Source organism: Acinetobacter bereziniae, from assembly GCF_016576965.1.
GTDB lineage: Bacteria > Pseudomonadota > Gammaproteobacteria > Pseudomonadales > Moraxellaceae > Acinetobacter > Acinetobacter bereziniae.
Genome location: NZ_CP066119.1, coordinates 779,044 through 792,896 on the forward strand (window position 1 = coordinate 779,044; position 13,853 = coordinate 792,896).

13 protein-coding genes are annotated in these 13,853 nt (G+C 39.7%); 5 read left to right on the plus strand and 8 right to left on the minus strand.

What is annotated here, in order from left to right; genetic code table 11:
• Nucleotides 1-149: 149 nt before the first annotated feature.
• Both I9192_RS03635 and I9192_RS03640 read right to left on the minus strand, forming a co-directional pair.
• Nucleotides 150-1,340, minus strand: a complete 1,191-nt coding sequence (locus tag I9192_RS03635; protein WP_058967299.1) for an MFS transporter — start codon at nucleotides 1,338-1,340, stop codon at nucleotides 150-152.
• A gap of 22 nt (nucleotides 1,341-1,362) precedes the next feature.
• On the minus strand, nucleotides 1,363-1,794 hold the full coding sequence (locus I9192_RS03640; protein WP_004827725.1) for a RidA family protein: 432 nt from the start codon (nucleotides 1,792-1,794) through the stop codon (nucleotides 1,363-1,365).
• A gap of 72 nt (nucleotides 1,795-1,866) precedes the next feature.
• On the opposite strand from I9192_RS03640, the gene soxR reads away from it, so the two are divergent.
• A complete protein-coding gene (soxR, locus tag I9192_RS03645) occupies nucleotides 1,867-2,457 on the plus strand; it encodes a redox-sensitive transcriptional activator SoxR (RefSeq protein ID WP_151800947.1) in 591 nt (196 codons plus the stop codon).
• A gap of 63 nt (nucleotides 2,458-2,520) precedes the next feature.
• Here the strand turns inward: soxR and I9192_RS03650 are convergent, their stop codons facing one another.
• Nucleotides 2,521-3,396, minus strand: a complete 876-nt coding sequence (locus tag I9192_RS03650; protein WP_005030977.1) for a S66 peptidase family protein — start codon at nucleotides 3,394-3,396, stop codon at nucleotides 2,521-2,523.
• Nucleotides 3,397-3,420: 24 nt separating this feature from the next.
• Nucleotides 3,421-4,347 carry a DMT family transporter gene (locus I9192_RS03655; protein WP_010590755.1) on the minus strand — a complete coding sequence of 309 codons (927 nt, stop codon included), beginning with the start codon at nucleotides 4,345-4,347 and terminating at the stop codon, nucleotides 3,421-3,423.
• A 928-nt stretch (nucleotides 4,348-5,275) separates the two neighbouring features.
• On the opposite strand from I9192_RS03655, the gene I9192_RS03660 reads away from it, so the two are divergent.
• The 4 genes from I9192_RS03660 to I9192_RS03675 all read left to right on the plus strand — a co-directional run bounded on the left by I9192_RS03660 (nucleotide 5,276) and on the right by I9192_RS03675 (nucleotide 9,026).
• Complete coding sequence (locus I9192_RS03660; protein ID WP_004827733.1) at nucleotides 5,276-6,403, plus strand: Re/Si-specific NAD(P)(+) transhydrogenase subunit alpha; 1,128 nt, start codon at nucleotides 5,276-5,278, stop codon at nucleotides 6,401-6,403.
• 11 nt (nucleotides 6,404-6,414) lie between these two features.
• Nucleotides 6,415-6,735 (plus strand): proton-translocating transhydrogenase family protein, encoded by a 321-nt coding sequence (locus I9192_RS03665; RefSeq protein WP_005030974.1) that lies wholly within the window; start codon nucleotides 6,415-6,417, stop codon nucleotides 6,733-6,735.
• A 3-nt stretch (nucleotides 6,736-6,738) separates the two neighbouring features.
• A complete protein-coding gene (locus I9192_RS03670) occupies nucleotides 6,739-8,193 on the plus strand; it encodes an NAD(P)(+) transhydrogenase (Re/Si-specific) subunit beta (protein WP_004827737.1) in 1,455 nt (484 codons plus the stop codon).
• A gap of 125 nt (nucleotides 8,194-8,318) precedes the next feature.
• The gene (locus I9192_RS03675) at nucleotides 8,319-9,026 is read left to right on the plus strand and encodes an XAC2610-related protein (RefSeq protein ID WP_005030973.1); all 708 of its coding nucleotides are present in this window, start codon (nucleotides 8,319-8,321) and stop codon (nucleotides 9,024-9,026) included.
• A gap of 295 nt (nucleotides 9,027-9,321) precedes the next feature.
• On the opposite strand, the gene secF is transcribed toward I9192_RS03675, so the two are convergent.
• From secF to tgt, 4 genes are all read right to left on the minus strand, one after another.
• Entirely contained in the window at nucleotides 9,322-10,293 is a 972-nt protein-coding gene (gene secF, locus I9192_RS03680; RefSeq protein ID WP_085944225.1) for a protein translocase subunit SecF, read from the minus strand.
• A 7-nt stretch (nucleotides 10,294-10,300) separates the two neighbouring features.
• The gene (gene secD, locus I9192_RS03685) at nucleotides 10,301-12,202 is read right to left on the minus strand and encodes a protein translocase subunit SecD (RefSeq protein WP_004827743.1); all 1,902 of its coding nucleotides are present in this window, start codon (nucleotides 12,200-12,202) and stop codon (nucleotides 10,301-10,303) included.
• Nucleotides 12,203-12,255: 53 nt separating this feature from the next.
• On the minus strand, nucleotides 12,256-12,585 hold the full coding sequence (gene yajC, locus I9192_RS03690; RefSeq protein WP_004827744.1) for a preprotein translocase subunit YajC: 330 nt from the start codon (nucleotides 12,583-12,585) through the stop codon (nucleotides 12,256-12,258).
• 134 nt (nucleotides 12,586-12,719) lie between these two features.
• Nucleotides 12,720-13,850, minus strand: a complete 1,131-nt coding sequence (gene tgt, locus I9192_RS03695; protein ID WP_004827745.1) for a tRNA guanosine(34) transglycosylase Tgt — start codon at nucleotides 13,848-13,850, stop codon at nucleotides 12,720-12,722.
• Nucleotides 13,851-13,853 lie beyond the last annotated feature (3 nt).

The window sequence follows — 13,853 nt, forward strand, 5'->3', positions numbered from 1 at the left end:
AATATATTATGATCGATTTTTTCACACAATAGTTACAGTGAATATTATTCAAATAGAATGATTTTAGTGTCCGTATTTTTATTAAAATAATAAGTCTCTTAAAAAATCAAAATCCCCCAAATTTTGAAGGATTTTGATTTTAGAATGCTTTAAATGGTCTGTGCTCTATTGAGATATAGGCGATCTAAAAGAGAAAACAGTGCTGCTCCAAATACTAAACTTAGCCCAACCAAGCAGGTCATTGTCCAGCCTCCGTGATGCCAAGCATATACGCCCAATGCTGAACCACATGCACCCCCAGTGAAATAGGCAGTCATGTAGATAGAATTGATTCGCGATTTTGCATCTGGGCGTAGGCGGAAAATGATGTTTTGATTGCTAGTGTGTACCACAGCCAATCCAAAACTAATAAGACCATAGCCGAGAATGTATGCAGTTAAGTTGGTTCCCCCTAGATAGAGTAGTCCCCAACTTAAAATCATGACAGCGATTCCAACCCAAGTCAGAATTGTGGTATGTCCTCGATCGGCGATTTTTCCAATCTTTGCAGTTGCTAAAGCACCAAATACACCAATCAATGTGGCTACACCCACCAATACATCTGGCAGTTTAAAGGGTTCTGAGGTCAGTAAAACGGCAATCGTAGAAAACAAAATACTCATGGCTGCGAAAACAAAACCACCAATAATGGCGCGGTAAATTAAACGTCGTTCTTCTTTAAGTAGCAAAGCCATCGAATGAAAAATTCGAGCATAGCTCATTTTTAAAATAGGCACATGGGGTAGGCGAGTTTTCAGTAAATAAGCCAAAATGAGCATCAATACCGCACTAACAAAATAAATCAGTTTCCAGTTAAATAAGTTTGACAACAAGCCTGCAAGACTGGTTGAAAGCAATAACCCCACCAAGAGACCACTCATGAGGAAACCAACTACTTCACCCGTTTTTTCAGGTTTTACCGCCATGGTCGCAAGCGGGATGAGAACTTGCGCAGCAACAGAAAATAAACCTGTAATGATGGTACCTGCCCAAAGCATAGGAAGATTGATGGCAAATGCACACATCAATAAACCAATGGCAGCACAAAACATCAGCCACGGAATAAATTTAATTTTATTGACAATATCACCCAGAGGCACAATGAATAACAGCCCAAGCGCATAGGATACTTGGGCAAAAGTCACAGTAAGCGCAACTTGCGATTCAGGCATATTAAAGTATTGTTGAATCGAGTGGATTAAAGGTTGGCTATAGTAGTTTGCTCCCGCGCATAAACCACAGGCAATCGCCATTAGCCAAAGTAATGCTTTATTTTGGCTAATATCGAGTTGAGCATTCATAAAAATTTCCTAGTTCTCGAAGTTACATACAATAAGCGGTTGCTTCAATTTCAATGAGCATCCCTTGTAAGGCAAGACACGGGACAGGAATTAATGTGCAAGCTGGAAAGTTTTGATTTTTCCAAAGCTGTTGCATTTCCTGAATTAAAAACTGATGTTTTTTAGGGCTATGATCGACCACGAGTATTCTTAAAACAGCAATATCCATTAATGATGCATCTACTGCATGTAAAGCGTGTTGCAGATTGATAAAAGCTTGATGAACTTGTTGCGCAAAATCTTTGGATAATTGTCCTTGTTGGTTTTCACCACCTTGTCCAGATATGTGCAAAATACGTAAATAATGACGCACTTCAGCCACATGACTATACGCAAATGCTGTGGGATTATAAAGAGTATTTGGGTTGGTCATCTGAAATGATTTGATTTGTGGAAGATCTGATTTCGAATTCATATTGTCAACATTCTATCAATGGGAAACTTTTGCTAGTATCAAAGCTCAAGTTAACTGTAGGTCAAGCAAAAATTGAAATTAAATCATTGCGGGAAACAAAAACAGCCAGAGCAAACAAATTCAAAACAGATTGATCAACAGAATTTGATTCAAATGCTTGATGAAGAGCAAAATCAGCTTGCGGAAAAGCACTTGGGACAATGGTTGACCATCGGCGAGCTTGCTCAACGGAGTGGTGTAAGCGTACCAGCGATTCGCTTTTATGAAGATAAAGATTTGATTTGGAGTACGCGTACGCAAGGGAATCAAAGACGCTATCAGCGCGCAATGTTAAGACGTGTTGCGATTGTTAAAATTGCACAACAAGTCGGCATCAGTTTGCAACAAGTCAAGGATGCCTTCGCGATACTGCCTCGTCAGAAAGTTGCCAGTAAGTCCGATTGGCAGGAAATGTCTCAAGCATGGCAAACCCAATTGGATCAGAAAATTATGGATTTGCTGAAATTACGTCAACAGTTGGATAAATGTATTGGTTGTGGTTGCTTATCCTTGCAACAATGCCCCTTACGAAATCCAAATGATCAATTGGGACAAACTTCAGCAGGGGCTCATTTTCAGGAAGTGATGAGCAATTTAATCAATATGAAGGTTTTTCAAGATTGAACATCACGATCAGTGTTGAGTTCCGTTATTTATACCACTTGATTCAATCGGTTTTATGTAGCCTCACCCAATGATTAACTGAGTACCTGTAATTTTTCCTTTCTGACCAATCCAAAAAGGGCGGTTGACTGCACCATGACCAAACCAATCACATTGGTAAAGTGGAATGTTGAGCGCTTCTAAGTGTTCTGCCACAATCTCAGCAATTGTTTGAGGTACGTTTTTCTGTGGACACTGATAAAAATCACCTAACACCACAGCTTTGAGGTTTGATGTATGAATACTTTGCAGAAGTTGAGTGAAAGCGCGTTCAATTCGATAATATGGTTCACCAACATCTTCAATCAGTAAGACACTCGGTTGATCAAGCACTAAACCATGAGGTGTTCCTTGTAAGCTACAAAGTACTGTCAGATTACCCCCTAATATATGTAAGTTCTCAAGCACTTGATTTTGATTAAACCTATTTATAGCAGATAATGCATACAGGTTTTGTTTGTGAGAGTCCGCAGTTAATAGACTAATGGTTTTTAATGCATCATAAGATAATGGTGAATTATCTAAGTTCTTAACCGCAATTTCTTGAAACACGGGTGCATGTAATGCTTGACCGCCATGCATGGCGATATAATTTAATAATACCGTCGTATCTGAATAACCAATAATTGGCTTATTTAAAATCCATTCACCTAAAAAGGGTAATAACATCGCAGCGCCTGTACCACCACGACCACACCAAACAGCATCAACGGTGGGATCTAAACAAGCTTGTTTTAAATCTTCTACACGTTGTTCGATCGTACCAGCCAAATAACGGTATTGTGCAAAAACATGTTGTCCTAAACTGACTTGATGACCTAAGCGTTCTAAATGAGTTTGAGCCAATTTGATATTTTCAATATCTACGCACGCACTTGGCGATACAATTTTAAAATGCATATTTCTTCCAAACTTTTACAAAACTTAGTGTGCAAGTTTCTTTTTAGATAAGGTGATCATCATGACACCGATGATATTCAACAAGCAACCAAACCATTGTATCGCATTCATATGTTCACCCAGCAAAGCAACTGCCAAAATAATGGTGAGAATGGGACCAATTGAACCAATCATTGCCGCTTGTGCTGCTCCCAAGCGAGAAATACTCTGAGCCACTAAAATTGTAGGTAATACAGTAACCAATAAACCCAAGGCTATACCATACCAAATGACGGTCATCGGCAGTTGATTGAGGAGTTGTATAGGGTGAGGTGTCGCAATAGCAAAATGCGTTAAAGTACCAAAACAAGCAATACTCAAAGCCAAACCTGTGTAATTCCATGAGCCAAACTTTTGAATCAAACGTGGTGTCATCAATAAATAAGTGGCAAAGGACACGGCACTGGCAAAGACTAGACTCACACCTAGCCAGAAGTTTCCTTCATGTGGCACAGTACTTTGCTCTTGGAGCATCACAATGACGGTTCCGCCATAGCTTAATGCAATTGCAATGATGGTTCTAAGATTTAACTTTTGTTTATAAATAAAGCTTGTGGCGATTACAGTCAGTGTGGGGTAGAGGAATAAAATAATTCGTTCAAGTGAAGCACTGATGTACATTAAGCCAGCAAAATCTAACCAACTTGAAAAATAATACCCCATCAAACCAGCAGCGACCAATAAACCCCAATCCCTAGGTGTGATGTTTTTGTTATGGTGGCGGTTGAACCAACATAATAGAAGAAAGAAGGGTAATGCACTTGCCATTCGTAAAGCCATAAGGACTGTACTATCGACTAATGGCGATAAAGCATAGGCTTGTTTAATAAAAATAGCTTTAGTACTAAACAAGAAAGCTGCACCCAGTGCGAAAATTGAACCAAGCTGTGTGCTAGAGATAGAAAATTTCATGAATTTGACTGCATTAACGATGTCGTCATTCGACATGTATATTTGAACAAGCAGTATAAATGTTGTTTTTCATCAGGTGAAATGCAAAAAAGCAATGAATTTGCATAATAAAAGGAATACTACACAAGGAAATAATACTTTGTGCAATTTTTTACTCGGCAATGAGCTCGTATTAGAATAAAAATTGATCAAAATCAACGCGGAATAATTTGTTTTTGTCGGTTTGAGATTGTTGTGTTGTTTTTTGCACAAAAGTGGTGCAATTTATAAGCAACTCACCTGAATGGTGTTCGGTACTATTAATTGACAAAATGGCAAATTGAAAAAGAGTAAAAATTTTTGTAATTGGTTTTGACTTGGATATAGGTTAATGAGGTTATTTATTCCAAGTACTTTTTTTTATTAATGAAATTAAAAAATGGAATGAAAAATGACTTACATTTTTGACTAAAAAAATGTCATAAAAAGCCAATTGAAGCAGGATAAAAACAGTTATAAATTGTCAGAAATGCCAATACTGTGAATGATATTTAGGTTAAATCTATTGTTTTATAGCGTATTTAAGCCACAATGGATACGCTAGAAAAAGATAAAAAAATGCCATAAATGCCAATCCATTGAAGCAAGTTTTGATGAAAAACAGTAAAGATATGATGAAAAAAAGATCAATTGGTCAAACTGGAGTCAAAGGATGATGAAAAATGCAGGATGTGTATTACAGGAAAAATACAATAAATTGAATAGTAGGTATATCTTACAATTATATTTATGAATCATCAGTTCAAAATATGGGTATTTATTAAATAAATATTGGGTGGTATTTTAAAAAAGTTCAATTAGAATCCAAAAATTCATAACAAACGCATCTGGGGGAAGCATCGTTTATTGACGATGTTGACTTAAAGAAAAATTAGCTTGAGGAACGCTCATGCAGATTGGAATCCCAAAAGAAACTGTCATCGGTGAAAACCGTGTAGCTGCAACGCCAGAGACAGTAAAAAAGTTGATTAGTGCTGGTCATAGCATTGTCATTGAACGTGGAGCTGGTAAGAAAGCTGCGTATATTGACAGTGCTTATGAACAAGTCGGCGCTAAGATCACGGATGATGCCTATACGGGCAGTCAAATGATTCTGAAAGTTCGTTCACCGCAAGGAGACGAAATTCAAAAACTTGCTGCGGGTACAACCGTCGTGGCGATGTTTGACCCGTATCGCAATACTGAACTTGACCAATTTGCGTCACAACAAGTGTCTGCATTTGCGTTAGAGCTTTTGCCTCGTACACTTTCACGTGCGCAAAATATGGATGTATTGTCCTCTCAAGCCAACCTTGCAGGTTATAAGTCAGTGCTTCTTGCTGCTGCGGAATATCAACGAATGTTCCCGATGCTGATGACTGCTGCGGGTACAGTTAAACCAGCACGTGTCGTCATTATGGGTGTTGGGGTTGCGGGTCTTCAAGCAATTGCAACAGCAAAACGCTTAGGTGCTGTGGTTGAAGCTACAGATCTACGACCGACTGCTCGTGACCAAGTTGAATCATTGGGCGGAAAGTGGTTAGACGTTCCAATGTCTGATGAAGAAAAGCAAAAGGCTGCCGATGCTGCTAAAAATGGTTATGGCTGGATGCCTGGTGAGCAGTACATTCAAGATCAAGCTGTCATCGTAGATAAAGCAGTGTCAAATGCAGACATCGTGATTACAACTGCGTTGTTGCCAGGTCGTGATGCTCCACGCTTAATTAAGGCTGAAACCGTTGCAAAAATGAAACCAGGTTCAATCATTTTGGACATGGCTGTGGAAACTGGCGGAAACGTTGAAGGTTCCAAGAATGGTGAAAATGTTGTCACAGACAATGGCGTGACTATTTTGGGTATTCCAAATATTCCATCTACAGTTTCGACCGAAGCTTCAGCACTGTACGCACGTAATGTATTTAATTTCGTTGAAACTTTGTTTGATCAAGAGAAAAACTTTGCGATCAATCAAGAAGATGAGATTCAAAAAGCACTTCTAGTAACTCATGGCGGTCAAGTACTGCTGAAGCGTGGTTAAGGAGAGTCATCATGGTTGAAACTATTACTATTTTCGTCTTAGCCATCTTTGTTGGTTACTACGTGGTTTGGGGAGTAACACCTGCATTACATACGCCGTTAATGGCGGTAACTAATGCATTGTCCTCAATTATCGTTGTTGGTGCGATGATACAAACTGTTGGAATTCCAGGTGTTGTTGAAGCAAATGTACAATTTCAGTCTGTGAATGTTGTCAGTGTACTTGGTGCAATTGCAGTGTTTTTGGCAAGTATTAACATTTTTGGTGGTTTCGCAGTGACTGCACGTATGCTTGAAATGTTTAAGCCAAAGCAAAAGAAAAAAGAGGGCTAATCTATGGAATTTATTCGAGAGTATGCGGATTGGTTCTACCTTGTTGGTGCGGTCCTTTTTATTTTGACGTTGCGTGGTCTTTCAGGTCCTAAAACTGCGATTGCTGGTAACCGTTACGGTATGATCGCGATGGCGATTGCTGTGATCACCACATTCTTTGTTGCAGATCATCCAGTCGTTTGGATGATTGGTGGTGCAATGGTGCTTGGTGCAATTGTGGGTATTGCACGTGCACGTACTGTTCCAATGACACAAATGCCTGAAACTGTAGCATTGATGCATTCACTTGTTGGTTTGGCTGCGGTATTGATTGCGATTGCTGCGATTTTACATAACAACCAACTGACTGCTTTATTTGCGCAAAACGAATCTGCTTTAACTGCTGCTGGTGTACAGCATGCACATATGAGCAAAGTTCATTTGTTTGAATTGTTCGTGGGTTGTTTTGTTGGTGCGATTACCTTTACAGCATCTGTATTTGCTTATGGTAAGTTGGCTGCCAAGAAATGGGCAAAAACCATTTCTGGTGCTTGGGTTAAACCTGTTCAAGCGATTGTTTTTCTTGCGATGCTGGCTTGTGGTGTGTACTTCTTTACCACTGGCAATATGCAGGCTTTCTGGGCGATGACAGCACTTGCACTAGTCTTTGGCTGGGTGTGGATTGCTCCAGTCGGTGGCGGTGATATGCCAGTTGTGGTTTCGCTACTGAACTCATTCTCTGGTTGGGCTGCGGCAGGTATTGGTTTTACGCTTGAAAACAACATGCTCATTGTTGCAGGTTCACTGGTGGGTTCTTCAGGTGCGATTCTGTCTTACATCATGTGTAAAGCAATGAACCGTTCAATCATCAATGTCTTGTTTGGTGGTGCAATGGGTGGGGCAGCTGTTGCTTCTGCGGACAAAGGTGAACAAGTTCAGCGTAACTACCGTTCAGGTTCTGCGGATGATGCTGGCTTCTTGATGTCGAATGCGGATAGTGTTGTGATCGTACCAGGTTATGGTATGGCGCAAGGTCGTGCACAAAATGCCGTTAAAGAGCTTTGCGAAATTTTGAAAGAGCAAGGTGTAACAGTTCGCTTTGCGATCCATCCAGTTGCAGGTCGTATGCCTGGTCATATGAATGTATTGTTGGCTGAGGCTGACGTTGCATATGAAGACATCTTGGAAATGGATGAGATTAACTCGGACTTCCCTGCAACAGACGTGGTGTTGGTTATTGGTGCAAATGACGTTGTTAACCCAGCAGCTAAAGATGATCCAAGCTCACCGATTTATGGTATGCCGATTCTTGAAGCACATAAAGCTCGTACCATTATGGTGATCAAGCGCTCTATGGCAACAGGTTATGCGGGTCTAGACAACGATTTGTTCTACAATGACAAAACCATGATGATCTTTGGTGATGCTAAGAAAGTTGTTGAAGAAATGACCAAAGCAATTAATGGTGGTGGGCACTAAACTGCTATCGGATTAAATCCACCCCGACCCTCCTTTGATTAAGGAGGGAACCTAACCGCCTTCGGGCGGTTTTTTATTCTTCACTGTTTGATGTTATGATTTTAATCAAAATTGACTGAATAAAAATGATGAAGCAAGTAATTAAAACGATCTGTCAAAGCGTGAGCATTTATCTAGTATTTAGTTTGTCTATAGCACAAGCACAAGTTTTTGAAATTAAGAATGGTTCAAAACACTATGATGTCATTATTGATACTGTATGTGAGAAGGAAAAATGTGGTGACAAGGCCGAAATAAAGTTATTTAAAAAGGGCAGTAAAGCAGTATTTCAAGCATTTCACTCTGATGAACTGACCATATATCTAGATAAAAATTTTAAGCCCAATGTTAATGTGGTACAACTTTATGATGAACGAAGTCCTTTAATTTTTGCTGATTTTAACTTTGATGGAACACAAGACCTTGCAATAAGGAATGGTCATTATGGTCCCTATGGTGGTGTTATTTATGATATTTATGTGTTTAATCAAAGCAAGCATGAATTTGTTTTAAGTTCTGAACTCTCAGCACTTACCCGAGAAAATATAGGGATGTTTCAGTTAGATAAAAAGCGTAAACGAATCATCACCTTTAACAAAAGTGGTTGTTGTTATCATATGCGTTCCGAATATCGAATTGTACCTAAAAAGGGGCTATTACTGGTTCGAGAATTTATTGAAGATGCAACTTTATCAAGAGGTAATCAAGTTGAGGTAACAGATCGTAATTTGGTTAATGGAAAATGGAAAGAAAAAGTAAAATATTATCCAAGTGAAAAATATTATGCTCAGTAGTCATAATTTATATGGTTTACATGGTATCGCTATTCTGTACTGAACCACCTAATTATTTATACACCTGATTTGCATCGAGTCATTGATTATAAATAAAACCTATGCATTTTATGAGCCTTTAAAATTGTGGGTGTTTAATTCGTTTTTGTGCTTGTGAATTCTAGATGGTTATTCAATCGTTTGGCAGACTAGGGTCTTAGTCATCACAACTCGACCATTTTCTTTGCATTGTGAGGTAAATTTTAAGCATAAAAAAGCCCATCCAAAGATGAGCTTTTTCAATTAAAACTGAAACTTAGTGAGGAATATGTTCTTCATCTTCAAACTCAGGTTTAACTTGTACAATAAAGTCTTGACGGTTTAGACCACGCCATAATGCAAATGCAGTACCGATATAGATTGACGAATAAGTACCTACAAATACGCCAATAAACATCGCCACAGAGAACCAGTGTAAACCATCACCACCCAAGAACATCATTGCAAGTACAACCAGTAATAGGGTCATTGAGGTATGAATGGTACGTTTTAAGGTCTCAGTCAATGCAATATTGACGATCTCTAATGGGGTTGCACCACGAATCTTACGGAAGTTTTCACGAATACGATCCGATACGACGATGTTATCGTTTAGTGAGAAACCAATTAATGCAAGAATCGCTGCCAAGACTGTAAGGTCGAATGGCCACTGCATCATTGCAAAAATACCAATCGTTACGATTACATCGTGCAGTAATGAAAGGACTGCACCCACTGCAAGTTTAAACTCGAAGCGAATGGTCACGTAGATCAGCATAAGCAACATTGCAAGTGCAACAGCGCCGGCAGAACGTAAATACAGTTCATTACCTACCTGACCACCGACAGAATCCACTTTATGAACAACAGCAGCATTATTCGGTAATTGAACAGCTTTAGTAATGGTATTGCTTAAGTCTTCAACTTTCAGATCTTGCGCAGGCATACGAACAATAAGGTCTTTATTTGAACCTAATGTTTGTACAACAGCATCTTTAAAGCCAGCTTGGTCTAGATTGGCAATTACATCAGCAGGTTTTGCTGCGTGTTGATAATTCAACTCAGCAGAAACACCACCTGTGAAATCTAATCCTAGATTTAAGCCTTTGGTTGCGATAAAGAAGATACTGGCGATGGTCAAAATGATCGAGATGATTGCCGCTGGTTTGGCAATCTTCATGAAATTAATTACATGCTCATCATCAGGGCGACCATATTTCTTTTTCGGTTGAGTCACATCAGTCATCATCGATCTCCTATATGCTCAACTTATTCAAGTTACGTTTACGACCGTACACGAGTTGGACAATTGCACGAGTGACTGTAATTGCAGTAAACATTGAGCAAATAATACCAATCATCAGTGTAACCGCGAAGCCTTTAATCGGACCTGTACCAATCGCGAACAGAATAAATGCAACCAAGAATGTGGTTAAGTTTGAGTCGAGAATGGTGTTATAGGCTCGATCATAACCTGCAATAATCGCTTGTTTGGGCGAGGCGCCCCAGCGCATTTCTTCTCGTATTCGCTCGCAGATCAGTACGTTGGCATCGACCGCCATACCAATCGTGATCACGATTCCCGCGATCCCCGGTAAGGTCAATGAAGCGCCAATCCAAGACATGACTGTCAGAAGCATTGCCAAGTTAATCACTAGCGCAATATCTGCGATTAAACCAAATAGGCGGAAGAATACGATCATCCAAAGCGCAACAAGGATGAAACCAACTTGGGTAGAAAGTACACCTTTATCGATATTTTCTTGACCTAAGCTCGGACCAACCACACGTTCTTCAACAAAGTACATTGGCGCAGCTAACGCACCTGCACGAAGCATCAAAGCAAGTTCAGACGCTTCTTGAGGTGAGTCTAAGCCTGTAATACGGAAAGATGAACCCAATACAGCTTGAATGTTCGCAGCATTGATCACAACAGATTCTGTATATGGTGTACGGACTTCAGTCATTGCTCCTGTAACAGGATCAGGAACCGAGGTAATTTTTTGTTTATTTTCAATAAACAAAACTGCCATACGTTTACCAACTGCGTTACGTGTTGCATCAGACATCAACTTACCGCCAGCAGTGTCCAAAGTAATATTTACTTCAGCGCCACCAGTATCTTGGCTAAAGCCACTTGATGCATTTTGGACACGTTCACCCGTTAAAATACGGTTGCGGTTTAATAATAACTCACGACCACTGTCTAACGATTCATAAGCAAAAACCTCAGTACCCGGAGGTAAAGGTTGCCCATTATATTTACCGGTAAAACGGTCAATATATTGATCATTTAAATCTGAAACTAAACGGAACTCTAAGTTTGCAGTGCGACCTAATACACGTTTTGCTTCAGCAGTATCTTGTACACCCGGCAGTTCAACCACGATACGGTTACTACCTTGACTTTGCACCAAGGCTTCAGCCACACCTAATTCGTTGATACGATTTCGTAGTGTGGTTAAGTTTTGGTTTAACGCATAAGACTGAATGTCTTGCTTGGTCGCATCGTTATAGGTCAACTTAAGCGTAGAGCCAGTATCTGTAGCTAAAGCTTGTTGATTATATTTATTTCCATCGCGACGTAAGAAATCCATCACCGCTGCACGGTCATCATTATTGGCAAACTGAATGGTAATCACATTGTTATTCAATGCAAGACTATTGAAATTAATCTTGTTGTCACGGAATTCACGACGTAAATCAGTTGCTGATGTTTCCATACGCTGTGCAATCGCTTTATCCATATCTACTTCAAGTAGGAAATGAACACCACCACGCAAGTCCAAACCGAGCTTCATTGGTTTAGCACCAATTTTTTGTAACCACTCAGGTGTTGTTGGCGCAAGGTTTAACGCAATCGTATAGTTTTCACCCAAACCTTTGCTTAGTACATCTTTTGCCTTTAATTGGGCTTCTGATGTGCTTAAACGTAAGAGGGCAGCATTGTTGGTGAAAGTATTATCATGGCTGCTAATATTTTCACTTTTTAAAATTTGCTCTGCTTTTTGTATCACTGATTTGTCAATCGTGGTACCAGCCTTGGCACCCGAAATTTGAACAGCAGGTTCATCAGGATATAAACTTGGCAGCGCGTATAATGTACTGATTACTAGTACCACTAGAATCAATAAATATTTCCATGCAGGGTAACGCATTCGCTTTCTTCTTAAAATGAAAAAGTCGTGCTAAGTGCACGACCGTTTTATGATTAAAGGTTATTTAATGTGCCTTCAGGCAGAACTGAAATAACACTTGCACGTTGAATTTTCACTTCATTTCCTTTGCCTAATTCAACCACTGCAAAGTCTCCGTCGATTTTCAGAATACGACCCATTAAGCCGCCTGCAAATACAACTTCACTGCCCACACCTAAGCTTTCAATTAAAGTACGGTGTTCTTTTGCACGTTTTGCTTGAGGACGCCAGATGAGAAAATAGAAGATCGCGATAAATACAACGATCATCAAAATGTTTGCCATCATGCCTGGACCTTGTGCAGGCGCTGCCGCAGCGTGAGCAGAAGAAATAAATAAACTCATTTCAGTTTCCTAATGTTAAAAATTTTCTGCCATTTGCATGGCTTTTAAATCGACTTGTTCTGCAATTTACCTTGTCTTGGGTTTCAGCGCAAATACTGTTGAATTAATCTTCAATTCAGCTTTATATTGGGGCATTAGTCCACAGGACAAGGTGGAACTTCTAAACCGCGACGTTGATAAAAATCTGTCACGTATTCATCAAAAGTACCTTGATCTAAAGCATCACGAATATCTTGGGTAAAGCGTTGGTAATAACGCAAATTATGGATGGTACCCAACATTGAACCGAGCATTTCACCACATTTTTCTAAATGGAATAAATAGGCACGAGTGAAGTTGGTGCAGGTATAACAGTCACAATGCGGGTCTAATGGACGTTGATCATGGCGATATTGGCTGTTACGAATTCGTACTAAGCCATCTGTAACAAAATAATGACCATTACGTGCATTACGTGTTGGCATCACACAGTCAAACATATCCACACCACGACGGATTGCTTCAACGATATCTTCTGGTTTCCCTACGCCCATTAAATAACGTGGTTTATCTGCTGGCATTTTCGCTGGGAGATAATCCAAAACTTTGATCATTTCTTCTTTTGGTTCGCCTACTGAGAGTCCACCAATTGCAAAACCATCAAAATCGATTTCTTTTAAACCATTTAAAGACTCTTCACGAAGATCTTCATACATGCCACCTTGAATAATTCCAAACAAGGCATTTTTATTTTTAAGCACATCATGATGTTGAGTTTTACAACGTTTTGCCCAACGCAATGACAATTGTAATGACTTTTGGGCTTCCTCATGTGTTGCAGGATATGGTGTGCATTCATCAAAAATCATCACAATATCTGAGTTCAAGGTATGTTGAATATCCATTGAAATTTCAGGTGATAAAAAGACTTTTGAACCATCGATTGGAGAGCGGAAGGTCACACCTTCTTCTTTGATTTTGCGCATTGCTCCAAGACTGAATACTTGGAAGCCACCTGAGTCCGTCAGAATAGGTTTGCCCCATTTCATAAACTCATGCAAACCGCCATGTTCACGAATAACATCTAATCCAGGGCGTAAATAAAGGTGAAAGGTATTTCCTAGAATAATTTGTGCTTGGATATCTTCAATATCACGTGGCAACATACCCTTGACAGTACCGTAGGTACCAACAGGCATAAACACAGGAGTCTCAACGACACCATGTGCTAAAGTTAAACGACCACGACGAGCACGCCCCGACTGACCTAATTTTTCAAACTTCATAAA

Bases quoted from the DNA above. Each gene is read 5' to 3' on its own strand.
- I9192_RS03640 (WP_004827725.1), bottom strand. From the start codon at position 1,794: ATGAATTCGAAATCAGATCTTCCACAAATCAAATCATTTCAGATGACC.
- I9192_RS03650 (WP_005030977.1), bottom strand. From the start codon at position 3,396: ATGCATTTTAAAATTGTATCGCCAAGTGCGTGCGTAGATATTGAAAAT.
- I9192_RS03655 (WP_010590755.1), bottom strand. From the start codon at position 4,347: ATGAAATTTTCTATCTCTAGCACACAGCTTGGTTCAATTTTCGCACTG.
- I9192_RS03665 (WP_005030974.1), top strand. From the start codon at position 6,415: ATGGTTGAAACTATTACTATTTTCGTCTTAGCCATCTTTGTTGGTTAC.
- secD (WP_004827743.1), bottom strand. From the start codon at position 12,202: ATGCGTTACCCTGCATGGAAATATTTATTGATTCTAGTGGTACTAGTA.
- I9192_RS03675 (WP_005030973.1), top strand. From the start codon at position 8,319: ATGATGAAGCAAGTAATTAAAACGATCTGTCAAAGCGTGAGCATTTAT.
- secF (WP_085944225.1), bottom strand. From the start codon at position 10,293: ATGATGACTGATGTGACTCAACCGAAAAAGAAATATGGTCGCCCTGAT.
- I9192_RS03670 (WP_004827737.1), top strand. From the start codon at position 6,739: ATGGAATTTATTCGAGAGTATGCGGATTGGTTCTACCTTGTTGGTGCG.
- tgt (WP_004827745.1), bottom strand. From the start codon at position 13,850: ATGAAGTTTGAAAAATTAGGTCAGTCGGGGCGTGCTCGTCGTGGTCGT.
- yajC (WP_004827744.1), bottom strand. From the start codon at position 12,585: ATGAGTTTATTTATTTCTTCTGCTCACGCTGCGGCAGCGCCTGCACAA.
- I9192_RS03635 (WP_058967299.1), bottom strand. From the start codon at position 1,340: ATGAATGCTCAACTCGATATTAGCCAAAATAAAGCATTACTTTGGCTA.
- I9192_RS03660 (WP_004827733.1), top strand. From the start codon at position 5,276: ATGCAGATTGGAATCCCAAAAGAAACTGTCATCGGTGAAAACCGTGTA.